The sequence below is a fragment of the Streptomyces sp. NBC_00572 genome (genome assembly GCF_026341815.1).
Lineage (GTDB): Bacteria > Actinomycetota > Actinomycetes > Streptomycetales > Streptomycetaceae > Streptomyces.
In genome coordinates, this window is the sequence record NZ_JAPENX010000001.1 from 4,648,245 (window position 1) to 4,675,009 (window position 26,765).

General features: G+C 71.4%; 25 protein-coding genes and 1 riboswitch. Of the genes, 12 read left to right on the top strand and 13 right to left on the bottom strand.

The window, feature by feature from the left end:
- The first annotated feature begins 30 nt into the window (after window positions 1-30).
- From OG514_RS21630 to OG514_RS21655, 6 genes are all read left to right on the top strand, one after another.
- Window positions 31-1,647: an MFS transporter gene (locus OG514_RS21630; RefSeq protein WP_266897196.1), complete on the top strand. Its 1,617-nt coding sequence runs from the start codon at window positions 31-33 to the stop codon at window positions 1,645-1,647.
- Window positions 1,648-1,694: 47 nt separating this feature from the next.
- Window positions 1,695-2,801, top strand: a complete 1,107-nt coding sequence (gene rlmN / locus OG514_RS21635; protein ID WP_030322331.1) for a 23S rRNA (adenine(2503)-C(2))-methyltransferase RlmN — start codon at window positions 1,695-1,697, stop codon at window positions 2,799-2,801.
- Window positions 2,802-2,830: 29 nt separating this feature from the next.
- A riboswitch (TPP riboswitch) is annotated at window positions 2,831-2,941 on the top strand.
- 97 nt (window positions 2,942-3,038) lie between these two features.
- Window positions 3,039-4,133 (top strand): thiamine ABC transporter substrate binding subunit, encoded by a 1,095-nt coding sequence (locus tag OG514_RS21640; protein ID WP_266900916.1) that lies wholly within the window; start codon window positions 3,039-3,041, stop codon window positions 4,131-4,133.
- 38 nt (window positions 4,134-4,171) lie between these two features.
- The gene (locus OG514_RS21645; protein ID WP_266900917.1) at window positions 4,172-5,785 is read left to right on the top strand and encodes an iron ABC transporter permease; all 1,614 of its coding nucleotides are present in this window, start codon (window positions 4,172-4,174) and stop codon (window positions 5,783-5,785) included.
- A complete protein-coding gene (locus tag OG514_RS21650) occupies window positions 5,785-6,813 on the top strand; it encodes an ABC transporter ATP-binding protein (RefSeq protein ID WP_266897200.1) in 1,029 nt (342 codons plus the stop codon). The genes OG514_RS21645 and OG514_RS21650 overlap by 1 nt, the downstream gene beginning before the upstream one ends.
- 114 nt (window positions 6,814-6,927) lie before the next feature.
- On the top strand, window positions 6,928-7,575 hold the full coding sequence (locus tag OG514_RS21655) for a dihydrofolate reductase family protein (protein ID WP_266897202.1): 648 nt from the start codon (window positions 6,928-6,930) through the stop codon (window positions 7,573-7,575).
- Between the two features lie 13 nt (window positions 7,576-7,588).
- Here the strand turns inward: OG514_RS21655 and OG514_RS21660 are convergent, their stop codons facing one another.
- The 6 genes from OG514_RS21660 to OG514_RS21685 form a co-directional block, all read right to left on the bottom strand.
- Window positions 7,589-8,575 (bottom strand): hypothetical protein, encoded by a 987-nt coding sequence (locus tag OG514_RS21660; protein WP_266897204.1) that lies wholly within the window; start codon window positions 8,573-8,575, stop codon window positions 7,589-7,591.
- 91 nt (window positions 8,576-8,666) lie between these two features.
- Window positions 8,667-9,806 (bottom strand): LOG family protein, encoded by a 1,140-nt coding sequence (locus tag OG514_RS21665; RefSeq protein ID WP_266897206.1) that lies wholly within the window; start codon window positions 9,804-9,806, stop codon window positions 8,667-8,669.
- 65 nt (window positions 9,807-9,871) lie between these two features.
- The gene (locus tag OG514_RS21670) at window positions 9,872-11,023 is read right to left on the bottom strand and encodes a hypothetical protein (RefSeq protein ID WP_266897208.1); all 1,152 of its coding nucleotides are present in this window, start codon (window positions 11,021-11,023) and stop codon (window positions 9,872-9,874) included.
- A complete protein-coding gene (locus OG514_RS21675) occupies window positions 11,005-11,733 on the bottom strand; it encodes an ABC transporter ATP-binding protein (RefSeq protein ID WP_266897210.1) in 729 nt (242 codons plus the stop codon). Before OG514_RS21675 ends, OG514_RS21670 begins: the two co-directional genes overlap by 19 nt.
- 215 nt (window positions 11,734-11,948) lie before the next feature.
- On the bottom strand, window positions 11,949-13,328 hold the full coding sequence (locus tag OG514_RS21680; RefSeq protein ID WP_266897212.1) for an aspartate aminotransferase family protein: 1,380 nt from the start codon (window positions 13,326-13,328) through the stop codon (window positions 11,949-11,951).
- Complete coding sequence (locus tag OG514_RS21685) at window positions 13,313-13,819, bottom strand: Lrp/AsnC family transcriptional regulator (protein ID WP_266900918.1); 507 nt, start codon at window positions 13,817-13,819, stop codon at window positions 13,313-13,315. Before OG514_RS21685 ends, OG514_RS21680 begins: the two co-directional genes overlap by 16 nt.
- A 189-nt stretch (window positions 13,820-14,008) precedes the next feature.
- On the opposite strand from OG514_RS21685, the gene OG514_RS21690 reads away from it, so the two are divergent.
- From OG514_RS21690 to OG514_RS21705, 4 genes are all read left to right on the top strand, one after another.
- Entirely contained in the window at window positions 14,009-15,445 is a 1,437-nt protein-coding gene (locus tag OG514_RS21690) for a gamma-aminobutyraldehyde dehydrogenase (protein ID WP_266897214.1), read from the top strand.
- Between the two features lie 157 nt (window positions 15,446-15,602).
- Window positions 15,603-16,769, top strand: coding sequence for a spermidine/putrescine ABC transporter substrate-binding protein (locus tag OG514_RS21695; protein ID WP_266897216.1), 1,167 nt, complete (start codon window positions 15,603-15,605; stop codon window positions 16,767-16,769).
- A 12-nt stretch (window positions 16,770-16,781) separates the two neighbouring features.
- Window positions 16,782-17,366 (top strand): HXXEE domain-containing protein, encoded by a 585-nt coding sequence (locus tag OG514_RS21700; RefSeq protein ID WP_266897218.1) that lies wholly within the window; start codon window positions 16,782-16,784, stop codon window positions 17,364-17,366.
- A 30-nt stretch (window positions 17,367-17,396) separates the two neighbouring features.
- Complete coding sequence (locus tag OG514_RS21705) at window positions 17,397-17,936, top strand: hypothetical protein (RefSeq protein ID WP_266897220.1); 540 nt, start codon at window positions 17,397-17,399, stop codon at window positions 17,934-17,936.
- Here OG514_RS21705 and OG514_RS21710 read toward each other — a convergent pair.
- The 6 genes from OG514_RS21710 to OG514_RS21735 form a co-directional block, all read right to left on the bottom strand.
- Window positions 17,933-19,096, bottom strand: a complete 1,164-nt coding sequence (locus OG514_RS21710) for a serine hydrolase (RefSeq protein ID WP_266897222.1) — start codon at window positions 19,094-19,096, stop codon at window positions 17,933-17,935. The two genes, OG514_RS21705 and OG514_RS21710, sit on opposite strands and share 4 nt — an antisense overlap.
- Window positions 19,097-19,192: 96 nt before the next feature.
- Window positions 19,193-19,912: a response regulator transcription factor gene (locus OG514_RS21715; protein ID WP_266897224.1), complete on the bottom strand. Its 720-nt coding sequence runs from the start codon at window positions 19,910-19,912 to the stop codon at window positions 19,193-19,195.
- Complete coding sequence (locus OG514_RS21720; protein WP_266897226.1) at window positions 19,909-21,081, bottom strand: sensor histidine kinase; 1,173 nt, start codon at window positions 21,079-21,081, stop codon at window positions 19,909-19,911. Before OG514_RS21720 ends, OG514_RS21715 begins: the two co-directional genes overlap by 4 nt.
- Window positions 21,081-21,866 carry an SAM-dependent methyltransferase gene (locus OG514_RS21725; protein WP_266897228.1) on the bottom strand — a complete coding sequence of 262 codons (786 nt, stop codon included), beginning with the start codon at window positions 21,864-21,866 and terminating at the stop codon, window positions 21,081-21,083. Before OG514_RS21725 ends, OG514_RS21720 begins: the two co-directional genes overlap by 1 nt.
- Entirely contained in the window at window positions 21,863-22,588 is a 726-nt protein-coding gene (locus OG514_RS21730) for a glycerophosphodiester phosphodiesterase (RefSeq protein ID WP_266900919.1), read from the bottom strand. Before OG514_RS21730 ends, OG514_RS21725 begins: the two co-directional genes overlap by 4 nt.
- A gap of 37 nt (window positions 22,589-22,625) precedes the next feature.
- Window positions 22,626-23,657 (bottom strand): adenosine deaminase, encoded by a 1,032-nt coding sequence (locus OG514_RS21735; RefSeq protein ID WP_266897230.1) that lies wholly within the window; start codon window positions 23,655-23,657, stop codon window positions 22,626-22,628.
- A gap of 75 nt (window positions 23,658-23,732) precedes the next feature.
- On the opposite strand from OG514_RS21735, the gene OG514_RS21740 reads away from it, so the two are divergent.
- Window positions 23,733-24,422, top strand: coding sequence for a DUF4190 domain-containing protein (locus OG514_RS21740; protein WP_266897232.1), 690 nt, complete (start codon window positions 23,733-23,735; stop codon window positions 24,420-24,422).
- 67 nt (window positions 24,423-24,489) lie between these two features.
- Here OG514_RS21740 and OG514_RS21745 read toward each other — a convergent pair whose 3' ends face one another.
- Window positions 24,490-25,041, bottom strand: coding sequence for an NADAR family protein (locus OG514_RS21745; RefSeq protein WP_266897234.1), 552 nt, complete (start codon window positions 25,039-25,041; stop codon window positions 24,490-24,492).
- 175 nt (window positions 25,042-25,216) lie between these two features.
- On the opposite strand from OG514_RS21745, the gene OG514_RS21750 reads away from it, so the two are divergent.
- A complete protein-coding gene (locus tag OG514_RS21750) occupies window positions 25,217-26,731 on the top strand; it encodes a gamma-aminobutyraldehyde dehydrogenase (protein WP_266897236.1) in 1,515 nt (504 codons plus the stop codon).
- Window positions 26,732-26,765: the final 34 nt, after the last annotated feature.

Genomic DNA, 26,765 nt, shown 5'->3' on the forward strand with positions numbered 1-26,765 from the left:
GAAAGAGTCATATGTGGGCACAATTCGGTCATGGCATCCAAGGCAGGCGCCGGCGGCGCACCCGCAGGGGCACGTACCGTCCTGCTGACGCTCGCGGCGGGCCAGTTCCTGATGGCCCTCGACAGCTCCGTCATGAACGTCGCGATCGCGACCGTGGCCGACGACGTGGGCACGACGGTGACCGGGATCCAGGGCGCGATCACCGCCTACACGCTGGTGATGGCGATGTTCATGATCCCCGGGGGCAAGGTCGGGGTGCTGATCGGCCGCAGGCGCGCGTTCATGATCGGCTGCGTGATCTACGGCTGCGGCTCGCTGACCACGGCGCTCGCGCCGAACCTGCCCGTGCTGCTGTTCGGCTGGTCGTTCCTCGAAGGCATCGGGGCGGCGCTCATCCTGCCGTCGATCGTGGCGCTGGTGGCGGGCAACTTCCCCACCGAAGGCCGCGCCGCGGCGTACGGCATCGTGGCAGCGGCGGGCGCCGTGGCGATCGGGCTCGGGCCGCTCATCGGCGGTGTCGCCACGACGTACTTCTCCTGGCGCTGGGTCTTCGCCGGCGAGGTCCTGGTGGTGCTCGTCATCCTGGTGTTCGCCCGCCGCATCGCCGACACCGTCGACGAACAACGCCCGCGCATCGATCTCGTGGGCGCCGTCCTGTCCGCCGCCGGGCTCGGGGTCTTCGTCTACGGCGTGCTCCGCTCGGACGAATGGGGCTGGGTCCAGCCGAAGCCCGACGCGCCCGCATGGCTCGGGGTGTCGCTGACCGTATGGCTGATGATGGCGGGCCTGCTCCTGCTGTATCTGTTCCTCCGCTGGGAGGCCCGGCTCGTCAAGCGCGGCAAGGAGCCGCTCATCCACCCGGCGATGCTGCAGAACAAGCAGCTCACCGGCGGTCTGACGATGTTCTTCTTCCAGTACCTCGTGCAGATGGGCGTCTTCTTCGTCGTCCCGCTCTACCTGTCCGTGGCCCTGGGCCTGTCCGCGCTGCAGACCGGCGCGCGGATCCTGCCGCTCTCGCTGACGCTGCTGGCCGCCGCGGTCCTGATCCCGCGCTTCCTCCCCGACGTCTCGCCGCGGCGGGTGGTACGGCTCGGGGTGGTGGCGCTGCTCGCCGGTGCGGTCGTCCTGATGGCCGCGCTGGACGCGGAGGCCGGAGCGGAGATCGTCACCCTCCCGCTGCTGCTGATCGGACTCGGGATGGGGGCGCTGGCGTCCCAGCTCGGATCGGTCACAGTGTCCGCGGTCCCGGACCGGGAGAGCGCGGAGGTCGGAGGGATCCAGAACGCCGTCACCAACCTCGGCTCGTCCATGGGCACGGCGCTCGCGGGTTCGCTGATGATCGCCGCGCTCACGTCGTCGTTCCTGGGCGCCGTGGAGCGGAACGACGCGATCCCGGCCGAGGTCAAGAGCCAGGCCGTCGTCGAGCTGCAGAGCGGCGTCCCGTTCCTCTCCGACGCCCAGCTGACGACCGCCCTCGACGAGGCGGGCACCGACGAGGAGGTGGCCACGGCCGCCCTGGACGCGAACGAGGCTGCCCGGCTCGACGGCCTGAAGGCAGCCCTCGCGATCCTGGCCGGCGCGTCCGTCACGGCGCTCTTCTTCACCCACCGCATCCCCCGGACACAGCCCCGGGCCCCCGCCCCCTGATTCGGTGAACCGGGCCACGCGTGCGCGTCTGCGACACTGGTAGCACCATGCCCAAGCCCGGAGAACTCACTTTCGTCGCCCCCCGCGGAGCCAAGAAGCCGCCGCGGCACCTGGCCGACCTCACGCCCGCCGAGCGGAAGGAGGCCGTCGCCGCGATCGGCGAGAAGCCCTTCCGCGCCAAGCAGCTGTCCACCCACTACTTCGCGCGGTACGCGCACGATCCCGCCGAGTGGACGGACATTCCGGCCGCCTCGCGGGAGAAGCTGGCCGGGGAGCTGCTGCCCGATCTGATGTCCGTGGTGCGGCACATCTCGTGTGATGACGACACCACCCGTAAGACCCTGTGGCGGCTGCACGACGGCACGCTCGTCGAGTCGGTGCTCATGCGCTACCCGGACCGGGTGACGATGTGCATCTCCTCGCAGGCCGGCTGCGGGATGAACTGCCCGTTCTGTGCGACGGGGCAGGCGGGGCTCGATCGGAACCTGTCGACCGCCGAGATCGTGCACCAGATCGTGGACGGCATGCGCTCGCTGCGGGACGGGGAGGTGCCCGGGGGACCGGCGCGGCTCTCCAACATCGTGTTCATGGGCATGGGGGAGCCGCTCGCGAACTACAAGCGGGTCGTCGGTTCCATTCGGCGCCTCACCGATCCCGAGCCGGACGGTCTCGGGCTCTCGCAGCGCGGGATCACCGTGTCCACCGTCGGGCTCGTGCCCGCGATGCTGCGGTTCGCCGACGAGGGCTTCAAGTGCCGTCTCGCGGTCTCGCTGCACGCCCCGGACGACGAGCTGCGGGACACCCTGGTGCCGGTCAACACGCGCTGGAAGGTGCGTGAGGTCCTCGACGCGGCCTGGGAGTACGCAGAGAAGTCCGGGCGCCGGATCTCCATCGAGTACGCGCTGATCCGGGACATCAACGACCAGGCGTGGCGCGGTGACCTGCTGGGCCGGCTGCTCAAGGGGCGTCGGGTCCACGTCAACCTGATCCCGCTGAACCCGACGCCGGGTTCGAAGTGGACGGCGTCGCGTCCGGAGGACGAGAAGGCCTTCGTCGAGGCCATCGCCCGCCACGGCGTGCCGGTGACCGTGCGGGACACCCGAGGTCAGGAGATCGACGGTGCCTGTGGACAGCTGGCCGCCGCCGAGCGCTGACCTTGTAGTCTGAGCTCGAACACATCTCCATATTCCGACAGGGGAGCGCCACAGCGCTGAGAGTGCGGTCACCGTAGGACCGCAGACCCTCTGAACCTTGCCCAGGTCATTCTGGGTAGGAAGTTCGGTCGTTAACTCAAGCTGTTGCGCCCTGCCCGCGTCCGGTTCGCCGGTCGTGGGCAGGGCCGCGTCTCTTCCTGGTCATACCCAGGAGGAATCTCAGTGAGCACCAATCCGGTGAGCATCAAGAAGGCCGCTGCCGCCGCGCTCGTCGCGGCGCTGGGCGTCACCACCCTTGCCGCCTGCGGCACGGAGGACGTCCGGGACGCCGCGGGCAAGTCCGGCGCGCCCGCGCCGAAGACCGTGACCCTCGTGAGTCACGACTCGTTCAACGCCTCCAAGGAGGTGCTGGCCGAGTTCACGAAGCAGACCGGCTTCACCGTGAAGGTGCTGAAGAGCGGTGACGCCGGCGAGGCCGTCAACAAGGAGATCCTGACCAAGGGGTCCCCGCAGGGCGATGTCTTCTTCGGCGTCGACAACACGCTGCTGTCCCGCGCCCTCGACAACGGGATCTTCGTGCCGTACGCGGCGAAGGGCCTGGACCGGGTTCCGGCCGAGTACCAGCTCGACAAGGAGCAGCGGGTCACGCCGATCGACTCCGGTGACATCTGCGTCAACTACGACAAGAAGTACTTCGCCGACAAGAAGCTGGCGCCGCCGGTGACCTTCGACGACCTGGCGAAGCCCGCGTACAGGAACCTGCTCGTCGTCGAGAACCCGGAGCGGTCCTCCCCGGGTCTCGGCTTCCTGCTCGGTACGGCGGCGAAGTTCGGCGACGACGGCTGGCAGGGCTACTGGTCGAAGCTGAAGGCGAACGGTGTGAAGACCGTCGACAGCTGGGAGCTCGCCTACAACCAGGAGTTCTCCGGCTCGGCCGGCGGCAAGCAGGCCAAGGGCGACCGGCCGCTCGTCGTGTCGTACGCCTCCAGCCCGCCGGTCGAGGTGCTCTACGGCGAGCCGCAGCCGAAGGTGGCGCCCACCGGGGTGTCCACCGGGACCTGCTTCCGGCAGACGGAGTTCGCGGGTCTGCTGAACGGGGCGAAGAACCCCGAGGGCGGCAAGGCGCTGATCGACTTCCTGATCTCGAAGAAGTTCCAGGAGGACATGCCGCTCCAGATGTTCGTCAACCCGGTGGCGAAGGACGCGGCCCTGCCCGAGCTCTTCACCAAGCACGGCGTGGTCGTCGACAAGCCGGAGACCATGGCGCCCGAGAAGATCGCCGAGAAGCGTGACCCGTGGATCCAGCAGTGGTCGTCGCTCGTTCTGAAGTAGTCCCCGACCGCAGGGGAAGTGCGGCGCGGCTCGGCCTGATGGTCGTGCCCGTCGCCTTCTTCGCGCTCTTCTTCGCCTGGCCCGTCGTCTCGATCGTCGAGCGCGGGCTGCGGGTCGACGGGGCGTGGCAGTTCGGCCGGTTCGGCGAGACGCTGAGCCGGCCGGAGATCCTGGACGTCCTGTCGTTCACCTTCTGGCAGGCGCTCGCCTCCACCGGGCTGACCCTGTTGGCCGCCCTGCCCGGGGCGTACGTCTTCGCGCGCTTCGACTTCCGCGGCAAGGGGTTGCTGCGGGCCGTCGTCACCGTGCCCTTCGTGATGCCGACCGTCATGGTCGGTACGGCGTTCCTCGCGCTGGTCGGGCGCGGCGGGCTGCTCGACGAGCTGTGGGGCCTGCGGCTCGACAGCACGGTCTGGGCGATCCTGATCGCCCATGTGTTCTTCAACTACGCGGTCGTCGTGCGGACCGTCGGAGGCCTGTGGGCGCAGCTCGACCCGCGCCAGGAGGAGGCCGCCCGGGTCCTCGGCGCGTCCCGGTGGAGGGCGTGGCGGACCGTGACGCTTCCGGCGCTCGCCCCGTCCGTCGCCGCGGCCGCGCTGATGGTGTTCCTCTTCACCGCGAGCTCCTTCGCCGTCGTCCAGATCCTCGGCGGATCCACGTACTCCACTCTGGAGACGGAGATCTACCGGCAGACCGTGGTCCGCTTCGATCTGACGACGGCGGCCGTCCTCACGATGGTGCAGTTCTTCGCGGTCGGCGTCGTCCTCGCCGTGCACGCCCGGATCGTGCGCCGTCGGGAGACCGCGCTGAAGCTGGTCGCGCCCGAGCACACCGCGCGCAGGCCCCGGGGCCTCGGCCAGTGGGCGCTGTTCGCGGGTGTCCTGCTGTCGGTCGCCCTGCTGATCGTGCTGCCGCTCGGGGTGCTCGTCGAGCGGTCCTTCGCCACCTCTCACGGATACGGGCTCGACTACTACCGGGCGCTGCAGACCCCGGATCCCTCCGGCACCTTCCTCGTGCCGCTGCTCGACACGATTGGGAACTCGCTCCGGTACGCCGTCGTCGCCACCCTCATCGCCCTCGTCATCGGCGGACTCGCGGCGGCCGCGCTGACCCGGCGTGCCGGGCGGCTCGTGCGGGGCTTCGACGCGCTGCTCATGCTGCCGCTCGGGGTGTCGGCGGTGACCGTCGGCTTCGGGTTCCTCATCACGCTCGACGAGCCGCCGTTCGACCTGCGGGCCAGCTGGATCCTCGTACCCCTCGCGCAGGCGCTGGTCGGCGTGCCCTTCGTCGTCCGGACGATGCTGCCGGTGCTGCGGGCGGTGGACGAGCGGCTGCGGGAGGCGGCGGCGGTGCTCGGTGCCTCGCCGTGGCGGGCCTGGCGGGAGGTGGACCTGCCGCTGGTGCGGCGGGCGCTGCTGATCGCCGCCGGGTTCGCGTTCGCCGTGTCGCTCGGCGAGTTCGGTGCGACGGTCTTCATCGCCCGGCCCGACACTCCGACGCTGACCGTGGCGGTGGCCCGGCTCCTCGGCCGGCCCGGCGAACTCAACTACGGCCAGGCGATGGCCCTCTCGACGATTCTCATGGTGGTGTGCGCGGTGTCCCTGCTGCTGCTCGAACGGCTTCGGACCGAACGCACCTCGGGGGAGTTTTGATGCTGAGACTCGACGGGGCGACCGTACGGTTCGGGGCGCGGGCTGTCCTCGACGCCGTGGACCTCGACGTCGCCGACCACGAGATCGTGTGTGTGCTCGGGCCCAGCGGCAGCGGCAAGTCCACGCTGCTGCGGGCCGTCGCCGGACTCCAGGCCCTGGACGGCGGGCGGGTGCTGCTCGGCGGCGCCGACCAGCGCGGGGTGCCGGTGCACCGGCGGGGCGTCGGCCTGATGTTCCAGGACCATCAGCTGTTCCCGCAGCGGGACGTCGGCGGCAACGTGGCCTTCGGGCTGCGGATGCGCGGGGCCGGGAAGGCCGAGCAGGCCGGGCGGGTGAGGGAGCTGCTCGACCTCGTCGGTCTGCCCGGCGCCGAGCGGCGGTCCGTCGCCGCGCTCTCCGGCGGCGAACAGCAGCGGGTGGCGCTGGCCCGGGCCCTGGCGCCCCGGCCCCGGCTGCTCATGCTCGACGAACCCCTCGGCCAGCTCGACCGGGGGCTGCGGGAGCGGCTCGTCGTGGAGTTGCGGCAGCTCTTCGAGAGCCTCGGGACGACGGTCCTCGCCGTGACCCACGATCAGGGCGAGGCGTTCGCGCTCGCCGACCGGGTCGTGGTCATGCGGGACGGCCGCATCGCCCAGTCGGGTGCCCCCGTCGACGTGTGGTCGCGGCCGGCCTCCGAGTTCGTGGCCCGCTTCCTGGGCTTCGACAACGTGGTGGCGGCGCTGGTGACCGGACCGGTCGCGGACACCGTGTGGGGGAAGGTCCCGGTGCCGGAAGGCTCGCCGCAGGGCGAGCGCCGGCTCCTCGTCCGGCCCGGCGGGGTGCGGCTGGTACCCGTGGAGGAAGGGCCGGCGTGGACGGTCGAGTCCCGGACCTTCCGGGGCAGCCATGTGGCCGTACGGCTCCGCCCGACGGACGGACCGCCACTGGACGCGGAGCTTCCGCTGCGGGAGGTGCCGGGGGAGGACGCCGAGGTGGGGGTGGAGTTCCGAGCGGAGGACGTGGTGGTGCTCGGCGACGACATTCCGTAGAGACACGTCGTGGTGGGTGCGATGAGTTTTCCCCTCCGGGGGAGTCTCCTTGGTGTTGTTCTGTTCCGGCGTCGTCGTCCCGGCGCCTTTCGTCGAACGCACAGGAGGAAAGTCATGGGCCAGCTGCTCAAAGTCCAGAATTTCATGGTCTCGTCCGACGGTTTCGGTACCGGTGAGGGCCAGAGCCTGGAGCACCCCTTCGGGCACGCGGATCCCGGGGCGATGTTCTCCTGGGCGGGTGCCACGGCGAGCTGGCCCAACCGCACCGACCCCGGGGGCAGTCGAGGCCTCGACGACTACCTCACGCGGGACTTCTCCCACAACATCGGTGCCGAGATCATGGGCCGCAACAAGTTCGGGCCCCAGCGCGGGCCCTGGGAAGACTACGCATGGCAGGGCTGGTGGGGTGGCGAGCCGCCGTTCCACACGCCGGTGTTCGTGCTGACCCACCACCCGCGTCCCTCGTTCACGCTCTCCGACACGACGTTCCACTTCGTCGACGCCGACCCGGCGACGGTCCTGGCGCAGGCGCGGGAGGCGGCCGACGGCAAGGACGTCCGGCTCGGCGGCGGGGCGACCGTCATCCGTGAGTTCCTCGACGCCGATCTCGTCGACACCCTGCACGTCGCGGTCGCGCCGGTGAAGCTCGGAGCCGGGGTACGGCTCTGGGACTCGCCCGACGAGCTGCTCGACCGCTTCCACTGCGACGTCGTGCCCAGTCCGAGCGGTGACGTGACGCACCACCTCTTCTGGCGGAAGTGACCCGGGGGCGTTTCTAGCAGCGGTCGCAGGTCTTGAAGGCCGATCGCTGGTGGAGGAGCGTCGCGCGGCCCAGGGCGAGTCCGTAGCAGGAGAAGCCGCCGTAGGCGACGACGAACACCCAGGGGGCGTGGTCGGCGAGGCCAGGGTTGATCGCCCCCGCCCAGGCCAGTACGCCGGTCACGGCCAGGAAGGCCCCGAACGGGGCGAGCGCGCCGGCCCCGGCCCAGCCGAGCGCGAGCAGCGGCAGCCGGGGCAGCCGCCGCCCCCAGGGGCGGGTCAGGGCGAGCGCGAGGAGCATGCCGAGGACGGCGAGGACCGCGGTGATGTCGACTCCGTGGTCGTACAGCCATAGGCCCAGGTCGCTGGTGTACTTCGGGTCGGCGCCGGGGCGGCCGGTGCCGGTGAAACCGGGGGTGATGCCGAACGCCCAGGCCGTCTTCAGGGCGGCGTAGGGGAAGAGGGCGGCGACGGCGACCAGGCCGGCGCGGGTGCCGCTCGCTTGTGCCGCCGGTACGGGGGCGCGTCCGCCGCAGTGGAGGCAGGTGCCGCGCGCCCTTCGGCGGTGGGCGAGGGCCGCGTACCCCCACAGGACCGCGCCGAGGACGGCGACACTCTGGTTGGCCAGGGCCGCCCAGTCGATCGGCGGCTGGTTGCGGGACAGGAAGAACAGCAGGTGGACCGGGCTGAGGAGGGCCCCGAAGCCCGAGGTCAGACAGAGCGCGACGACCGCCCACGCCGCCGTGGACAGCCACCTCGCGTCGGGGCGGTGGATCAGGGCGTACGCGAGGACGGCGGTGGTCCCGTACAGCGCCGCCGCGGCCGCTTCGGCGGCCGTGCCCGTCCCCTTGGCGAGGAGCGCGTAGCCGAACGCGGGCCCGGTGAGGGCGGCGAGGGCCGCGCCCGTGGCGTACAGCAGCGACCAGAGGAGGGCGGCGTGAGCCGCCCAGGAGGGTCGGTCGGCCCAGGACGGCCGGCCGGCCGGGAGTGTCTTCGGCGTCATGGCCCGAGCCTCCCGGGGCGGGCCCCGCCGCACGTCGGTCCGTGGTCGCGTCCCGCTCCGCCGTGCGGGGGAGGAGGTTGAACCGCCGGTGCTACTCCTTCGCCAGCCGTTGCAGCGCGTCCGGGGCCTCGTCGATCGAGTCGACGAGGGCGATGCGGGCCGCCATCGGGCGGCCCGCCGACAGGCTTTCCAGGAGGGGCCAGGCCGGGAGGCGTTGCGTCCAGTGGGCGCGGTCCACCAGGACCATCGGGGTCGGCGCGCCCAGGGAGGCGTAGTAGTTCGGGGTCGCGTTGTCGAAGATCTCCTGGACGGTGCCCGCCGCACCCGGCAGGAAGACGACGCCCGCCGTGGAGCGGGAGAGGAGGCCGTCCTCCCTCGTGGCGTTGGCGAAGTACTTGCCGATGTGGCCCGCGAAGGCGTTCGGCGGTTCGTGGCCGTAGAACCAGGTGGGGATGCCGACCGAGTCGCCGCCGTGCGGCAGACGGGCCCGTACGGTGAAGGCCGCGCGGGCCCAGTCCGTCACCGACGGTTCGAACGACGGGACCTCGGCGAGCAGGGCGAGCGCCTCGGTCAGGGCTTCGTCGGGCAGCGGCGCCGTGTACGCGCCGAGGTTCGCGGCCTCCATCGCCCCCGGGCCGCCGCCGGTCGCCACGGTGAGACCGGCCCGCGCCAGCGATCTGCCGAGCCTGGCGGCTCCCGCGTACGCCTCGGTGCCCCGGCCCATCGCGTGGCCGCCCATCACGCCGACGACCCGGGCGCCGTCGAGGTGTTCGTCGAGCGCGTCGGAGACGGCGTCGTCGTGGAGCGAGCGGAGCATCGAGGCGAGGATGTCGCCGTCGGCCCGTGTCCGGCCGAACCACTCGTACGCCAGGGCGTCCGGCGTTCCCTCGTACCCCGTGTCGGAGATCCCGTCGAACAGTTCCTCGGGGGAGTAGAGCGTCGCCCGGTACGGGTCGAAGGGCAGGTCGGGCACGGGCGGGAAGACGAGCGCCCCGTCGGCACGGACCTTGGCGGCGGCCTCCGGCTGCATGGCGCAGCCGAGGAAGACGGCGTCGGCGGTGACCGCGGTGAGCAGGGCGAAGGTCCGGTCGGTGAGGTCGACCGACTGCACGCGGTGCCCGGCGAGTGAACCGGGCCGGGCGACCGCCTCGTCGAACTCGTCGAGCGTGTGGATCTCGCGCCCGTGCCCGCGCGGTCCGGGCGGCCGGTGTGCCGGAGGAAGCGTCGCCATGGGCCCACGATAGGGGCGGCACCCGTGGTGCCGCCCCCTTGGAGCGTGTGCGGCCGCGCCGTCGCTCAGCCGGTCAGCGGCAGTGCCGCCAGTTCCGCCACCGCCCATGTCAGCGGGAGGAAGACCGCGAGCAGGATGCCCGCCCGGAGCAGGGCCGCCGAGCGGAGGACCGTGGGCGGGGCGCCGATGCGGAGGAGGGCCTCGGTGGTGTGGGCGCGGCCCTGCTTGGATTCCAGGGCCGCGGTGAGCAGGGTGGCCGTGGTGCAGGCCAGGATCAGGGCCGCGCCGAGGCCGGTGAGCGGGCCGAAGGCGCCGGGGCCGGTGCCCGTGTCGTGCAGGGCCGCCGCCGCGAGGGTTCCGGAGATCACCGCGCTGACCACGCCCAGCGGGCGGCCGATACGGCGGGACTCGTCCATCAGGACGCGGCCCGCGAGCAGCCGGGTGGCGCCGGGCCGGACCGCCTGGAGGAGGCGGCCGCAGCCGTGGACGATGCCCGGTCCCGCCATCGCGAGGCCGACGGCGGTGAGGACCCAGCCGGCCAGGACGCCCGCCGGGTTGCCGTCGAAGCGGCCCGGCAGCGGGAGTCCGCCGACGGCGCCGCTGCGGCCCGCGTACGTCTCGATGGCGAGGCCGACCGCGACCAGGGCGATGCCCCAGGGCAGCCCGGACGGCACCGGTCTCTCCGCGTCCTCCGGTGCGGTGGGCGCGGTGCGGGGGCGCAGCGCGAGGCCCGCGGCCGTGGCGGCGACGACCGGGAGGACCGCGAGCAGGGTGAGGGCGGCGGCGAGCGGGATGGGCTGGTCGGCGGCGAGGAGCTCGGCGGCGGCCCCGTCGAAGGGCAGGCCGGTGATGTCGCCGCGCAGGTGCAGGTAGAACAGCAGCGCGACCATCGAGCCGAGCGTGCAGGCGACGGCCGTCGAGGCGGCGGCGATGGCGGTGAGGCGGGCGGGGCCGAGGCCGACGGCCGAGAGCCCGGGGCGCGGGCGGGTGCTGGGATCGGTGCGGGCCACCGCGACCGCGAACTGCACGGTCGCGGCGAGCGGCAGGACGCACCAGAGCAGCCGCAGCACGGACGCCGAGGACCGCTCCGGGTGCCCGACCGCGTACCCGAGGGTGCAGAGCAGGAGGAAGCCCACCCCCGCGGCCGCGGCGGCGACGAGGAGCCGGCGCGTCAGGACGAGGGGGTGGGCCCCGCGGGCTAGACGGAGAGCGAGCACGCCGCGACGCCCTCCGCCCCTGACGCCGGGGGTACGGTGCCGACCCGGCGTCCGTCGAGGAGCGCGACCGAGCGGTCGGCGAGCGTTGCGACCTCGGCGTCGTGGGTGGCGAGGAGCACGGTGATGCCGTGGGAGCGTGCGGCGGCGGTCAGGGTGCGCAGGACCTGGGCGCCGTCGGCCCGGTGCAGGGTGGCGGTGGGTTCGTCGGCGAACAGCACCGACGGGGTGGTGACGAGGGCGCGGGCGATGGCGATGCGCTGGCGCTGGGAGTGGGTGAGGGCGTGCGGCCGTTTGCGGGCGGCGGCACCGATGTCCAGGCGTTCCAGCCATTCCACGGCGGCGGTCTTCGCGGCGCGGTGGGAGACCCTGCGGAGCAGCAGCGGCAGGGCCACGTTCTCCCAGCCGGTGAGCTCGGGGACGAGGCCGGGCTCGGGGTCGATCCAGCCGAAGCGGTCGCGCCGGAGCCGTTCGCGGTCGGCGGGGCCCAGGGTGTGCACGGGGCTGCTGTTGAACCAGACCTCGCCCTGCTGGGCGAGGAGCTGGCCGGACAGGCAGCGCATGAGGGTGGTCTTGCCGCTGCCGCGCGGGCCGACGAGGGCGAGGATCTCGCCCTCGCGGACGCCGAGGGAGACGCCGCTGAGGGCGTCCGAACCGCCCAGGGCGCAGTGCAGGGAACGCGCCCAGAGCACGTCGTTGTCCGGTGGGGCCATCGCGTACACCTCGATGTCGGATCCGATCTGTGTCCCCCGTCCGGGGGAACGAAGGGAAGGGCCTGTCGGTCACTGGGCACCGTAAGGATTCAGATCCGGTTGTACGGACAGCACACGGCCCGGGCCGCCTCCATCCACTCGGATGGAGGCAGACCCGGGCCGGGGTCACGCCATGAGGGTGGCGTGATGTCGTGTGCCTCGCGGGGCGGGGACCGTTACAGCTTGGTCCAGGCCTCGGTGAGCACCGAGCGCAGGATGCCTTCGATCTCGTCGAAGGTGCCCTGGTCGGCGATCAGCGGCGGGGCGAGCTGGATGACCGGGTCGCCACGGTCGTCGGCGCGGCAGTACAGGCCGTTCTCGAAGAGCGCCTTGGAGAGGAAGCCGTACAGGACGCGCTCGGTCTCCTCGTCCGTGAAGGACTCCTTGGTGACCTTGTCCTTGACGAGCTCGATGCCGTAGAAGAAGCCGTTGCCGCGGACGTCGCCGACGATCGGGAGGTCGTGCAGCTTCTTCAGGGTGTTGAAGAAGTTGCCCTCCTGGTCCAGCACGTGCTGGTTCAGGCCTTCCTTGTCGAAGATGTCGAGGTTGGCGATGGCGACCGCCGACGACACCGGGTGGCCACCGAAGGTGTAGCCGTGGAGGAAGGTGTTGTCGCCCTTGTAGAAGGGCTCCGCGATGCGGTCCGAGACGATGCAGGCACCGATCGGGGAGTAGCCCGAGGTCATGCCCTTGGCGCAGGTGATCATGTCGGGCACGTAGCCGAACTTGTCACAGGCGAACATCGTGCCGAGGCGGCCGAAGGCGCAGATCGTCTCGTCGGAGACGAGCAGCACGTCGTACTGGTCGCAGATCTCGCGGACGCGCTGGAAGTAGCCGGGCGGCGGCGGGAAGCAGCCACCGGCGTTCTGCACCGGCTCCAGGAAGACGGCCGCGACGGTGTCGGCGCCCTCGAAGAGGATCTCCTGCTCGATCTGGTCGGCGGCCCAGCGGCCGAAGGCCTCGGGGTCGTCACCGTGGATCGGGGCACGGTAGATGTTGGTGTTCGGCACCTTGTGCGCGCCGGGGACCAGCGGCTCGAAGGGGGCCTTCAGGGCCGGCAGGCCGGTGATGGACAGGGCGCCCTGCGGGGTGCCGTGGTAGGCGACCGCACGCGAGATGACCTTGTACTTGGTGTGCTTGCCCTGCAGCTTGAAGTACTGCTTGGCGAGCTTCCAGGCGGTCTCGACGGCCTCTCCGCCACCGGTGGTGAAGAAGACCTTGTTCAGGTCGCCCGGGGCGTAGTCCGCGAGACGCTCGGCGAGCTCGACGGCCTTGGGGTGCGCGTACGACCACACCGGGAAGAACGCGAGCTCCTTGGCCTGCTTGTACGCGACCTCGGCCAGCTCCTCGCGGCCGTGTCCGGCGTTGACCACGAAGAGACCCGCGAGACCGTCGAGGTAGCGCTTGCCCTTGTCGTCGAAGATGTAGGTGCCCTCACCACGCACGATGGTGGGAACGGGCGAGTTCTCGTAGGACGACATGCGGGTGAAGTGCATCCACAGGTGGTCGTACGCGGTCTTGGAGAGGTCCTGGGTCACGATTATCGGGTTCCCCACATATAGGTCTGCTTCTTGAGCTTGAGGTAGACGAAGCTCTCGGTCGAGCGGACGCCCGGCAGAGTCCGGATGCGCTTGTTGATCACATCCAGCAGGTGGTCGTCGTCCTCGCAGACGACCTCCACCATCAGGTCGAACGAGCCCGCGGTCATCACCACGTACTCGCATTCGGCCATGCCTGTCAGGGCTTCCGCAACCGGATCAAGGTCACCCTCGACGTTGATGCCGACCATCGCCTGCCGTCGGAAACCCACGGTGAGCGGGTCGGTGACGGCGACGATCTGCATGACGCCCTGATCGAGCAGCTTCTGGACGCGCTGCCGTACGGCCGCTTCGGAGAGGCCTACGGCCTTGCCTATCGCCGCGTAGGGACGGCGACCGTCCTCTTGGAGCTGTTCGATGATCGCCAGGGAGACGGCGTCGATCGTCGGGGACGAACCGGTTCCGGTTCTGGAGTCTGTGCTTCGACTGGCCACGACTTCACTGTGCACCGAGAATGTCGGTCTTGCAACCCCGGAGCGATGTAATTCGTTGTCGAGGAGCTCAAAACTCACGGAATCCGAAGTTGCAGGGGGGTGGGCCTGTTGAAAGCGTCAGCCGAGCGACTAGGCTGAGGTGTCTCGCCCATCGGGACGCCGCACAAGGACGTGCGACCCAGAACGTGACAGGAGGGGTGGCAAGTGACCACCGAGCTGCGCCGGCTGCGTAACTACATCAACGGGGAGTTCCGCGACGCGGCCGACGGCCGCACCATCGACGTGGTCAACCCGGCCACCGGCGAGGTGTACGCCACCTCCCCGCTCTCGGGGCAGGCCGACGTCGACGCCGCCATGGAGGCCGCCGCGGCCGCCTTCCCCGCCTGGCGTGACAGCACCCCGGCCGAGCGCCAGAAGGTGCTCCTCAAGATCGCCGACGCCTTCGAGGAGCGCGCCGAGGACCTCATCGCCGCCGAGGTGCTGAACACCGGCAAGCCGACCGCCCTCGTCGCGAGCGAGGAGGTACCGCCGATGGTGGACCAGATCCGCTTCTTCGCCGGTGCCGCCCGCATGCTCGAAGGCCGCTCGGCCGGCGAGTACATGGAGGGCATGACCTCCATCATCCGCCGCGAGCCCGTGGGCGTCTGCGCCCAGGTCGCGCCGTGGAACTACCCGATGATGATGGCCGTGTGGAAGTTCGCCCCGGCGCTCGCCGCGGGCAACACCGTCGTCCTCAAGCCCTCGGACACGACCCCCGCGTCGACCGTCCTGATGGCCGAGATCATCGGGCAGATCGTCCCCAAGGGCGTCTTCAACGTCATCTGCGGTGACCGCGAGACCGGCAAGGCCATGGTCGAGCACCCCACCCCGGCGATGGCCTCCATCACCGGCTCGGTCCGCGCCGGCATGCAGGTCGCCGAGTCGGCGGCCAAGGACGTCAAGCGCGTCCACCTGGAGCTGGGCGGCAAGGCGCCGGTCGTCGTCTTCGAGGACACCGACATCGACAAGGCCGTCGGGGACATCTCCGTCGCGGGCTTCTTCAACGCCGGCCAGGACTGTACGGCCGCCACCCGCGTCCTCGTCCACGAGTCCATCCACGACGAGTTCGTTGCCGCGCTCGCCAAGGCCGCCGCCGAGACCAAGACCGGTCAGCCGGACGACGAGGACGTGCTGTACGGCCCGCTCAACAACGCCAACCAGCTGAAGCAGGTCACCGGCTTCATCGAGCGCCTCCCGGCCCACGCCAAGGTCGAGGCCGGCGGTCACCGCGTCGGCGACAAGGGCTACTTCTACGCCCCGACCGTCGTCTCCGGCCTCAAGCAGGACGACGAGATCGTCCAGAACGAGGTCTTCGGCCCGGTCATCACGGTCCAGCCCTTCACGGACGAGGCCCAGGCCCTCGCGTTCGCCAACGACGTCGAGTACGCCCTCGCCTCCTCCGTCTGGACCAAGGACCACGCGCGCGCGATGCGCATGTCCAAGGCCCTCGACTTCGGCTGCGTGTGGATCAACACCCACATCCCGCTCGTCGCCGAAATGCCCCACGGTGGCTACAAGAAGTCCGGCTACGGCAAGGACCTCTCCGCGTACGGCTTCGAGGACTACACGCGCATCAAGCACGTGATGACCTCCCTGGGCTGAACTCCGGCCTGAACTTCGGTCCGAACGGACCACGCGGCCCCGGCACCCCGGTCGACAGGGTGTCGGGGCCGCGTCGCGTCGCTCGACGGACCGTCCATTGCCGCACGTGGTGGCGGGCCGCGATGCTGCACGGGTGAGAGCGACAGCCAGGAACAACATGTCCCGCCGGTCCCTGCTGCGCGGCATCGGGGGTGCCGGGGCCGCGAGTCTGCTCGCCGCCGGGTGCGGGGTCCCCGCCGCGTACGTCGACGAGGGCGAGCGGGCCGGCCGCGACCTCTCCGCACGCGACCGGACCGTCGACTTCGCCAACTGGCCGCTCTACATCGACACCGATGACGAGGACCCCAGGAAGCGCCCGACCCTCGACGCCTTCCGGAAGCGCACCGGGATCTCCGTCCGGTACACCGAGGAGATCAACGACAACGACGAGTTCTTCGGCAAGATCAGCCCGTCCCTGACGAACCACCAGGAGACCGGACGCGATCTGATCGTCGTCAGCGACTGGATGGCCGCCCGCTTCGTCCGTCTCGGCTGGGTCCAGGAGATGAACCGCGCCACCCAGCCGAACGTCGCCGAGAACCTCAACCAGCAGCTCCGCTCGCCCGCCTTCGACCCGGGCCGGCTGCACAGCGTGCCCTGGCAGTCCGGGATCACCGGCATCGCGTACAACCGCAGGAAGCTCGGCCGGGAACTCCGCTCCACCAAGGAGCTGTGGGCCGACGACCTGCGCGGCAAGGTCACCCTGCTGTCCGGGCTCGACGAGTCCTTCGCGCTGCTCATGATGGGCCGGGGCGTCGACGTCACCCGCTGGACCGGCGACGACTTCCACGCCCTGTGCGAGCAGGTCGAAGGCCTCGTCAAGACCCGGCACATCCGCCGCTTCACCGGCAACGACTACATCAAGGACCTGTCGACCGGCGATGTGCTGGCCTGCCAGGCGTACTCGGGCGACGTCATCCAGCTCCAGGCCGACAACCCGGACATCGAGTTCGTCGTCCCCGAGGAGGGCGCCGAACTGTGGGCCGAGTCCCTGATGATCCCCAACCTCGCACATCACAAGACCAACGCCGAGAAGCTCGTCGACTACTACTACGAGCCCGAGGTCGCGGCCGAACTCGCCGCCTGGGTCAACTACGTCTGCCCGGTACCGGCCGCCCAGCAGGTCCTCGCGGACTCCGGCGACGAGGAACTCGTGGCCCTCGCCGAGGACCCGCTGATCTTCCCGGACGCGGACATGCGGGGGCGGCTCGCGATCGCCCGGGACATCACGGCCAAGGAGCGGCAGGAGTTCACCAAGAGGTGGAACGCCATCGTGGGGCTGTGAGTTGAGCCGGATGTGACCACATCGAACGTGAACCCGCTCGTCGGGTATGGGCTGTTCCTCGCCTGGGCCGTCCACGACACCGAGGAACTGGCCTTCGGGCCGCGATGGCTGCGGGAGAACCTGCCCCTGCTGCGCGAGCGCTTCCCCGGGGTGCCGGAGGCGGTGTGGAAGGCCGCCGAGTCCGTCGACGAGCGTGAATTCGCTCTCGCCGTCGGGGTGATGGCGACCGTCGTCGGCGCCGCCGCCGTGGCCGGGGCACGCTCCGGCGGCCGGTCCGCCTTCTACCAGGGGGCGTTGAACGGCTTCGGCCTGCACGCCCTCGTCCACCTCGCCCAGGCCGCCGCCGTGCGGGGGGTGACCCCCGGCTCCGTCACCTCGCCGCTCGTGGTCATCCCCTTCACCCTCTGGGCGCGCGGCCGGCTGCGCCGCGCGGGGGTGCTCCGCCCGACCGGGCTCCGGGACGTGGTCACGGGCCTGGGGGTGGCGGCGGGCGCGACCGTCGTCGCCCACGCGGTGGGGCGTCGACTGGCACCGCACATGGCGGGGCGCCGACCGGCGCCGCACATGGTGGGCCGTCGACCGGAACCCCGTTTCTGAACACGTTCAAGAGGGGCGTACGCTGGCCCCATGAGCGACACGAACGGGCCGAGAGCCCTTCTCAAGCGCATCCGCGTCTGGCTGATCGTCTTCGTCGTCTGCCTGGTCCTGAGCGGGGCCACCGCCTTCCCGCTCGTCACCGAACTCCGGCTGCTCGACTCCTCGCTGGACGGCTGGGCGGCGCCCGTGGCAGACCTCTTCCCCGGGCTCGCCGAGTGGATCGACCGAGTGCGCGGCGGGATCGAGGACGCCGACGAGCAGGCCCCGTACCTGCTCTACGGCACCGACTGGCTGGCCTTCGCCCACCTCGTCATCGCGGTCGCCTTCTACGGGGCCTACCGCGACCCCGTCCGCAACATCTGGGTCGTCGAGTTCGGCATGATCGCCTGCGTCGGCATCATCCCGCTCGCCCTGATCTGCGGCCCGATCCGGGACATCCCCTTCTGGTGGTCGGTCATCGACATGTCCTTCGGCGCCATCGGGATCCTGCCGCTGCACCACGTCCGCCGGATGATCAAGCGGCTTGAGGCCGAGACGGCCGCGGTCGCACCGGTGGCCGCACCTGCCTAGTCCGGCAGACCGTACGTCGCCACCATCACGTTCAGCGCGGTCCGGTTCATGTCCTGGCCCTTCGCGTCGGTGGAGTTGACGCTGTAGACGAGGGTGCGCGCGCCGTCGCGGGTCGAGGCGATGGCCGTGTTGTAGCCCCAGCGGCCGCCCGTCTTGCCCCACACCTCGCGCCCGCCGAGCCGCTTCATCGACAGGCCGGCCGCATAGGCGGCCGGGGCGCCGGTCTTCGCGTCCGGCACCTTCGGCAGGGTGAACATCTCCTCCAGGAGCGGTCCGCGCACCACCCGGCCCGCGAACAGCTCCCGGGTGAACCGTTCCAGATCGGCGGTGGTCGAGATGATGTCCCCGGCCGCCCAGCCGTCCGTCGCCCTCCAGACGGAGACGTCGCGCAGCCCCGTCGTCCCGTCGTCGAGCAGCATGGTCTGGTAGCCGTGGTTGTACGGCCCGGTGATTCCCGCGGCCTTGCCGGGGGAGTAGGTGTCCCGCAGGCCGAGCGGGCGCAGGATCCGCCGCTCCACCTGGTGCTCGTACGAGTCGCCCGTGACCCGCTCGACGATCAGTCCGGCGACCGTGTACCCGATGTTCAGGTAGTGCTGCCGGGTACCGGGCCGGAACTCCCGGGGCTTCGCCGTCGCCGAGCGGACCATCCCCTCCGGGGTGTGCACGTCGAAGCGGTGCGCGTACCACTCCTCCACGGTCTCGCCCGGGAAGTCCGGGGCCGGGATGCCGTGGGTGTGGTTCAGGAGCTGGCGGACGGTCACCGTGGCGTACCGGCCGGGGATCAGCTCCGGCAGGTACGAGCGGGCCGTGCGGTCCAGGTCGATCCGCCCCTCGGCGGCCAGCTGGAGGACGGTCGCCGCCGTGAACACCTTCGTCACCGAACCCGCCCGGAAGCGGGCGGCCGGGTTCGCCGGGGCGCCGGACTCCAGGTCGTGGACACCGGAACTGCCCTGCCAGGAGCCCTCGGTGCCGCCGACGCGGACGAGAGCGGCCGTGGCGTCGGCGCGGGGGAGACCCGCGATGGCCTTCTCCAGGGCCGAGTCGGCCGCCCGGGTGCTGCTCGACGGGACGGCCGTCGCGAAGGCCGGGGACAGGGCCGGGCCCGCCGCGACGCCCAGGACCAGGGCGGCGGCGAGCAGCGCGCGGGTGGACTTCCTCATGGTCAACTCCATTGGTGTGAGCCGTTGTTCTCGATGGCTCCATCCTGCTGACCTGCGGCGATCCGCGGATCGCCCGCACCGGCGGTCTTGCGCCGGTCAGTTCCTCGCCGACGCGGGGGAGGAACCCCGTCCCCCGTCTCCCCCGGGCGGGGGAGAGCCCGCCGCGACCAGCCCCGTCTCGTACGCGCAGATCACCGCCTGGATGCGGTCGCGCAGCCCCAGTTTGGCGAGCACATGGCCCACGTGGGTCTTCACCGTGTGGTCGCTGACCACCAGCTCCGCCGCGATCTCCGCGTTGGACAGACCGCGGGCGAGCAGGAGGAGCGTCTCCCGCTCCCGGCCCGTCAGCACGTCCAGACGGGGGTCGGGTCCCTGGGCCGTCCTGCGGGGTCCGCCCGCCGTGTACTGCTCCACGAGACGGCGCGCCACGGACGGCGCGAGGAGCGAGTCGCCCCCCGCCACCACCCGTACCGCGTGCACCAGGTCGTCCCGTCGTACGTCCTTGAGGAGGAAACCGCTCGCGCCCGCGTGCAGCGCCTCGTACACGTACGCGTCGGTGTCGAAGGTCGTCAGGATCACCGTCCGGCAGGCCGACTCCGCGCTGATCGCCCGGCAGGCCTCGATGCCGTCGGTGCGGGGCATCCGGATGTCCAGCAGCGCCACGTCGGGCGCGTGCCGGCGCACCGCCTCGATCGCCTCCGCGCCGTCCCCGGCCTCCGCCACCACCTCGATGTCCGGCTGCGCGTCCAGGATCATCGCGAAACCGCTGCGGACCAGTTCCTGGTCGTCCGCGACCACCACCCGGATCGTCGTCATGTCCCCACCTTCGTCGTCGCGGGTACGGGGAGCAGGACCCGCACCTCGAACCCCCGGCCGCCCGGACCCGGTCCGGTCGTCGCCGTCCCGCCGTGCGCGGCGGCCCGCTCTCGGATGCCGGTCAGCCCGTGGCCGCCGGAGCCGCGGGCGGCCGCCCCCGGTCCGGGCCCGCGGCCGTCGTCCGTCACCGTGATCCGCAGGACGCCGTCCGCGTGGACGAGCCGGACGTCGGCCGTGCGGGCGTCCGCGTGCTTGACGACGTTCGTCAGCGCCTCCTGGACGATCCGGTAGACGCCGGCGCCGGTCGCCGCGGGCAGCGCCCGTACCCCGCCCTCCGTCGTGTACTCCACCTCCAGGCCGCTGGCCTTCACCCGCTGCACCAGCCCGGGGAGTTCGGCGAGGTCCGGCTGCGGCTCGCGGGGCGCCGCACCCTCGGAACCCTCCCGCAGCAGCCCCAGCATCTGCCGCAGCTGTGTCATCGCCTCGCGGCCCGTCTCCGAGATCGCCTCGAACGCCGCCTCGGCGCGCTCGGGCGCCGCCCGGACCGCCACCGGGCCCGCCTCCGCCTGCACGACCATCAGGCTCACCGCGTGCGACAGGATGTCGTGCATCTCCCGCGCGATCCTGGCCCGTTCACGTGCGGCGGCCCGCTCGGCCTCGACGAGATGGGCCCGCTGCCGGGCGTCCTGGAGGCGCCCGAAGACATAGGCGGCGCCGAACACGAAGAGGGAGAAGGTCAGTTCGCGGGCCGACTGGGTGTTGAGCCACACCGAGGCCGGCACCGCGACGACCAGGAGTCCCGCCGTCGCGAGCCGTTTCCACGCCGGCGAGAGCAGCGCGATCGTGTAGACGACGACGAGCCCGGTGTACGGCAGCGGCTGCCCCGGTCCTTCGAGCGCCAGCTTGTACAGCGCGCTCGTCGCCAGGATCGCCAGGAGCACGGCGAGGGGCGCGCGCCGCCGCCAGACGAGCGGGAGCACCGTGAGCGTGGTCAGTCCGTACGCGGGCCAGGTCGCCGGTTCGAGCTCCGGCCCGCGCGGCACCACGAACGGCATGGTCATCGCCGCCTGGACGAGCAGCGCGATCCCCAGGTCCACCGCCCACGGGTTCGCCGCGCCCCAGGTGCGCGCCCGCTCCCACCGGCCGCGTACGTCCCCCCGTATGCCCATTACGGCTTGCGGCCCACCGCGCCGAACTGCGCCACCGTGTACGCCTCTTCGGAGGCGGGGCGCCAGCTCGCGCAGGAGACGATGCCGGGCTCCAGGAGGTCGAGGCCCTCGAAGAAGGAGGCGAACTCGGCGCGGCTGCGGGCGGTGATCGGCGGGGTGGCGTTCTCGTTCCAGAAGGCCATCGCGGCCTTGTTGCCCTCGCCGCCGAGCTCCGGCTCCAGAGTGGGGTGGGTGAGGACCAGATAGCTGCCGGAGGGGACGGCGGCCATCAGGGTGCGGACGATCGACCGCGCCTCGTCGGTGTCCAGGACGAAGTTGAGGATGCCGAGCATCATCACCGCGACCGGCCGCGACAGGTCGAGCGTCGCGCCGGCCGCCGCCAGGATCTTCTCCGGGTCGTGGGCGTCGGCGTCCACGTACTCGGTGACCCCCTCCGGCGCGCTGGTCAGGAGCGCACGGGCATGGGTGAGGACGATCGGGTCGTTGTCGACGTAGACGATCCGGGCGTCGGGCGCGGTCCGCTGGGCGACCTCGTGGGTGTTGTCGGCGGTCGGCAGGCCCGTACCGATGTCGAGGAACTGGCGGACGCCCGCCTCGGCGGCGAGATGGGTCACGGTGCGGCCGAGGAACGCCCGGTCCGCGCGGGCCACTTCGCCGATGCTCGGGTAGAAGCCGGTGACCTGGTCGCCGACCGCGCGGTCGACCGGATAGTTGTCCTTGCCGCCCAGCCAGTAGTTCCACACCCGGGCGTTGTGGGCGATGTCGGTCCGGATCCGGTCGTTCATGCCTGGGCCTTTCGCAGGACGGTGGCGAGTGCGTCGACCCGGTTCGTGGTGATCGAGTCGACCCCGTTCTTGATCAGCTTACGCATGGTGCGCGAGGTGTCCGCGGTCCAGGCCGAGACGAGCAGTCCGTCCTTGTGCACGCGGTCGGTCAGCTCCCGACTCACCAGGCCGAAGCGGTAGTTGAGCCACCGGGGACGGACCGCTTCGAGCAGCACCGCGCGGGGCGGGGCGAGCGACGTCCAGGTCAGGGCGATCTCGGCGGCCGGGTCGGCGGCCCGCACCTGGAGCATGGCGACGCCCCCGGCGCAGTAGTACACCCGCTCCCCGGCGCCGCACTCGCGGACCGTACGGACGATGGTGCGGACCGAGTTCTCGTCGCCGCCGGGCAGGTCCAGCATCAGCCGCTTCTCGCCGGCGGTGAGCAGCGCCTCGCGCAGCGTCGGGACCCCGCCGTACGTCAGCTCGGTGAGCTGCTCGTACGAGAGCGCGGAGAGCGGCCGGTCGTGGCCCCACAGGCGCTTCAGGGTGTCGTCGTGGAGGAGGACGGGCACCCCGTCCTTCGTCAGCCGTACGTCGATCTCGACGGCGTCCGCACCCCGCTCGATCGCCGAGGCGATCGAGCGGAGCGTGTTCTCGCGGACGCGGTACGGGTCGCCGCGATGGGCCACGACGGTGACGGGGCCCCTGGCCCTCGCGGCTTTCACGACGGCGGTCGGGTCCATGGCGGTGTCGGAGTCCATGGCCCCATTCTCGCCGTCGTCAGCGCGCGAGCCAGTTGTCGGTGTACGTGTCGATCTCGGCGGCGATCCGGGCTTTCCCGGCCGGGTCGAGGAAGGAGGCCTCCACCGCGTTCTTCGCGAGGGAGGCGACACCGCGCTCGTCGAGGCCGAGGAGCCGGGCGGCGACCGCGTACTCGTTGTTGAGGTCGGTGCCGAACATCGGCGGGTCGTCGCTGTTGATCGTGACGAGGACTCCGGCGTCGACCATCTGCCGGATCGGGTGCTCGTCCAGGGTGGCGACGGCCCGGGTGGCGATGTTCGAGGTCGGGCAGACCTCCAGGGCGATCCGGTGCTCCGCCAGGTGCGCGAGGAGCGCCGGGTCCTGGACCGAGCTGGTGCCGTGGCCGATGCGCTCGGCGCCCAGGTCGTTGATCGCGTCCCAGATCGTCTGCGGGCCGGTCGTCTCGCCCGCGTGCGGGACGGAGCGCAGACCGGCCGCCCGCGCCCGGTCGAAGAACGGCTTGAACTGCGGACGCGGCACACCGATCTCCGGGCCGCCGAGGCCGAAGGAGACGAGGCCCTCGGGGCGGATCCCGTCGGTGGTGGCGAGGCGCGCGGTCTCCTCGGCGGAGACCAGGCCGGCCTCGCCCGGGATGTCGAAGCACCAGCGCAGGATCGTGCCGAACTCGGCCTCGGCCGCCTTGCGGGCGTCCTCGATGGCCGCCATGAAGGCGCGCTCCTCGATGCCCCGGCGGGTGGAGGAGTAGGGGGTGATGGTCAGCTCGGCGTACCGGATGTTCTGCCGGGCCATGTCACGGGCGACCTCGAAGGTCAGCAGCCGGACGTCCTCGGGGGTGCGGACCAGGTCGACGACCGACAGATAGACGTCGATGAAGTGCGCGAAGTCGGTGAACGAGAAGTAGTCGGTCAGCGCCTCCGGGTCCGTGGGGACCTTGGAGTCGGGGTGCCGGGCGGCGAGCTCGGCGACGATCCGGGGCGAGGCGGAGCCCACGTGGTGGACGTGCAGCTCGGCCTTGGGAAGGCCCGCGATGAAGGGATGGAGGTCGGTCATCCCGTCATCGTAGGCCGGACGGTTCCCCCTCAAGGGGGAGGCCGTAGCATGGCGGAACCATGATGGGGGAGGCCCATGTCTGACAACCAAGACCAGTCGCGGGGCGGATACGACCCGACGGACCCGTGGGCTCCGCCGAACCGTGACGGGGTGGAACTGAGCAAGCCGGCGACTCCGTCGCCCTCGCCGGTGCACGACCAGCAGACCGTCACGTCCGTTCCGCTCGCGTCGCCCGGCCCCGGCGAGGTACCGCCGCCACCGGTGGCACCCGGCGGCCCGGCGGCCACGCCCGGCGCGTACGGCTACCCGGCGGCGAACGCCTCCGGCGGGTACGGCTACCCGACGGCCCCGACCCCGGCGCCGGTCGCCCCGGCACCCTCCGGCTACGGCTACTCCGGATACCCGGCGGCCGGCGGCTACGGCGGCCAGCCCGGCTGGCAGCAGTCCCCGTCCAACGGCATGGGCACGGCCGCGATGGTGCTCGGCATCATCTCGGTGGCGGGCTTCTGCATGTGGGGCGTGGGCACGATCCTGGGCATCCTGGCGCTGATCTTCGGCATCATCGGACTGAAGAAGGCCGGCCGGGGCGAGGCGACCAACCGGGGCATGGCGGTCGCGGGTGTCGTGCTCGGCGTGATCGGCCTCCTGATCAGCGCCGTCTTCCTGGGCTTCCTCATCTGGGCGGCCAGTCAGGACTCCTCCTCCTTCGAGGAGGGTTACAACGACCCGTTCGCGTCGGTCCTGGAGGTCGAGGGCAGCCGCTGAGCGACGCGCACGACAGGGCCCCGCACCTCGTGAGGTGCGGGGCCCTCGGCGTCCCTCGGGATCCTTCTCATGCGCCGGCGAGCAGTCGCTCCCGTGCCTCCATCAGGGCGAAGCCCAGGAGGTTGTCGCCGCGCCAGCGGGCGGGGTCGTGGGCGCGGGGGTCGTCGGCCGCGAGGCCGATGCCCCAGACGCGGTCCAGCGGGCTGGCCTCCACGAGGACCCGGCCGTGCGTGCCGAGGAGGTAGGCGCGCAGGGCCTCGTCCGAGGAGAACTTGTGGACGCTGCCCTCGACGACGATCCCGAAGCGCTCCCGCGCCCACACCGTGTCGTCGAAGCCCCGCACCAGGCGGCCCGCCTTCTTGGCCTCCGCCGGGGTACGGGCGGACAGCGCGGCGCGCTCCGCCTCGGCGTCCCCGAAGAGCCGGGCCTTGGCCGCCATCATCCAGTGCTCGGCCGTCGCGTACGACACGCCGTCGACCACGAAGGGGGCCGGCCACCACTGGCTCAGGCAGCTCGCCGAGAGGCGCCCGTCGGGGTGCGGACGGTGGCCCCAGAAGTGCAGCCACTTCACTCGGTCACCCCTGCTGACCTGCTGTGTCAGTGCCTCGATCGCGCTCATGCATGCGAGTGTGGCATTCGCCACGGACACTCCGTACGGAGATTTTCCGGCCACCTCGACACATGGTCGACCGATTCCGTCGCGTAACCAAAAGGCAACAACGGAATCACTTGTTGGGCCATCATCACTCTGTCAGGATCGGCACTCAAATCGAGCTGGGACAACGGAGAGCGTCATGGGCAACCGCTTCCAGGTGACGGACCGCTTCGCGGACGGCGCACAGTACATCGGCGGGCGGCTCCGGGCCGGAACCTCCGGTCAGGAACACAGCGTGATCGATCCGGCGACCGGGGAGAGCGTGTACACCTACACCCTCGCCTCCACCGCCGACGTGGACGAGGCCGTCGCCGCCGCCAAGGCCGCGTTCCCCGGCTGGGCGGGCGCGACCCCCGGTGAGCGCTCCGACGCCCTGCACCGCTTCGCGGGCGTCCTCGCCGAGTGGGCGGACGACTTCGCCCGGGTCGAGTCGCTCCAGTGCGGCAAGCCCCTCAAGCTCACCACCGAGTTCGACGTACCCGGCACGGTCGACAACACCGCCTTCTTCGCGGGGGCCGCCCGCCACCTCCAGGGCCAGTCGGCCGCCGAGTACAGCGGCGACCACACCTCGTACATCCGCCGCGAACCCCTCGGTGTCGTCGGCTCCATCGCCCCCTGGAACTACCCGCTCCAGATGGCCGCCTGGAAGATCCTCCCGGCCATCGCCGCCGGCAACACGATCGTCCTCAAGCCCGCCGAGCTCACCCCGCTGACCTCCCTGATGTTCGCGCAGGCGGCGAAGGAGGCCGGCATCCCCGACGGTGTCGTCAACATCGTCAACGGCGCCGGGCGGACCGTCGGCGAACACCTCGTCGGCCACCCCGACGTCGTCATGACCTCCTTCACCGGCTCCACCCCCGTCGGCAAGCGGGTCGCCGAGATCGCCACCGCCACCGTCAAGCGCCTCCACCTCGAACTCGGCGGCAAGGCACCCTTCGTGGTCTTCGACGACGCCGACCTGGAGGCCGCCGCCCACGGCGCCGTCGCCGCCTCCCTCATCAACAGCGGCCAGGACTGCACCGCCGCCACGCGCGCGTACGTCCAGCGCCCGCTCTTCGACGCCTTCGTCGCGCGCGTTGCGGAACTGATGGAGACCGTACGGCTCGGCGACCCCTTCGACCCGGCGACCGACCTCGGCCCGCTCGTCAGCCACCGCCACCGCGACAGCGTCGCCGCCTTCGTCGAGCGCGCCCGCGGCTACGCCACCGTCGTCACCGGCGGTGAAGCCCCGGGCGGGGACCTGAAGGACGGTGCGTACTATCGTCCGACCCTGATCACCGGCGCCGCGCAGGACAGCGAGGTCGTGCAGTCGGAGATCTTCGGCCCGGTCCTGGTGGCCCTGCCCTTCGACAGCGACGACGAGGGCATCCGGCTCGCCAACGACACCCCGTACGGCCTGGCCGCCTCGGCCTGGAGCCGGGACGTCTACCGGGCCAACCGCGCCACCCGGGAGATCAAGGCCGGCTGTGTCTGGGTCAACGACCACATCCCGATCATCAGCGAGATGCCCCACGGCGGCACCAAGGCATCGGGCTACGGGAAGGACATGTCGGCGTACTCCTTCGAGGAGTACACGCAGGTCAAGCACGTGATGTTCGACAACACCGCGGTCGCCGCGAAGGACTGGCACCGCACGATCTTCGGGGACCGATAGCAGCTCGTCCGCCCGACCGGCGGCGTAACCATCC

Excerpts from the sequence above, each read along its gene's own strand:
- OG514_RS21630 (WP_266897196.1), top strand. The coding sequence starts at position 31 with ATGGCATCCAAGGCAGGCGCCGGCGGCGCACCCGCAGGGGCACGTACC.
- rlmN (WP_030322331.1), top strand. The coding sequence starts at position 1,695 with ATGCCCAAGCCCGGAGAACTCACTTTCGTCGCCCCCCGCGGAGCCAAG.
- OG514_RS21645 (WP_266900917.1), top strand. The coding sequence starts at position 4,172 with ATGGTCGTGCCCGTCGCCTTCTTCGCGCTCTTCTTCGCCTGGCCCGTC.
- OG514_RS21650 (WP_266897200.1), top strand. The coding sequence starts at position 5,785 with ATGCTGAGACTCGACGGGGCGACCGTACGGTTCGGGGCGCGGGCTGTC.
- OG514_RS21655 (WP_266897202.1), top strand. The coding sequence starts at position 6,928 with ATGGGCCAGCTGCTCAAAGTCCAGAATTTCATGGTCTCGTCCGACGGT.
- OG514_RS21660 (WP_266897204.1), bottom strand. The coding sequence starts at position 8,575 with ATGACGCCGAAGACACTCCCGGCCGGCCGGCCGTCCTGGGCCGACCGA.
- OG514_RS21665 (WP_266897206.1), bottom strand. The coding sequence starts at position 9,806 with ATGGCGACGCTTCCTCCGGCACACCGGCCGCCCGGACCGCGCGGGCAC.
- OG514_RS21675 (WP_266897210.1), bottom strand. The coding sequence starts at position 11,733 with ATGGCCCCACCGGACAACGACGTGCTCTGGGCGCGTTCCCTGCACTGC.
- OG514_RS21695 (WP_266897216.1), top strand. The coding sequence starts at position 15,603 with ATGTCCCGCCGGTCCCTGCTGCGCGGCATCGGGGGTGCCGGGGCCGCG.
- OG514_RS21705 (WP_266897220.1), top strand. The coding sequence starts at position 17,397 with ATGAGCGACACGAACGGGCCGAGAGCCCTTCTCAAGCGCATCCGCGTC.
- OG514_RS21710 (WP_266897222.1), bottom strand. The coding sequence starts at position 19,096 with ATGAGGAAGTCCACCCGCGCGCTGCTCGCCGCCGCCCTGGTCCTGGGC.
- OG514_RS21715 (WP_266897224.1), bottom strand. The coding sequence starts at position 19,912 with ATGACGACGATCCGGGTGGTGGTCGCGGACGACCAGGAACTGGTCCGC.
- OG514_RS21720 (WP_266897226.1), bottom strand. The coding sequence starts at position 21,081 with ATGGGCATACGGGGGGACGTACGCGGCCGGTGGGAGCGGGCGCGCACC.
- OG514_RS21725 (WP_266897228.1), bottom strand. The coding sequence starts at position 21,866 with ATGAACGACCGGATCCGGACCGACATCGCCCACAACGCCCGGGTGTGG.
- OG514_RS21730 (WP_266900919.1), bottom strand. The coding sequence starts at position 22,588 with ATGGACCCGACCGCCGTCGTGAAAGCCGCGAGGGCCAGGGGCCCCGTC.
- OG514_RS21735 (WP_266897230.1), bottom strand. The coding sequence starts at position 23,657 with ATGACCGACCTCCATCCCTTCATCGCGGGCCTTCCCAAGGCCGAGCTG.
- OG514_RS21740 (WP_266897232.1), top strand. The coding sequence starts at position 23,733 with ATGTCTGACAACCAAGACCAGTCGCGGGGCGGATACGACCCGACGGAC.
- OG514_RS21745 (WP_266897234.1), bottom strand. The coding sequence starts at position 25,041 with ATGAGCGCGATCGAGGCACTGACACAGCAGGTCAGCAGGGGTGACCGA.
- OG514_RS21750 (WP_266897236.1), top strand. The coding sequence starts at position 25,217 with ATGGGCAACCGCTTCCAGGTGACGGACCGCTTCGCGGACGGCGCACAG.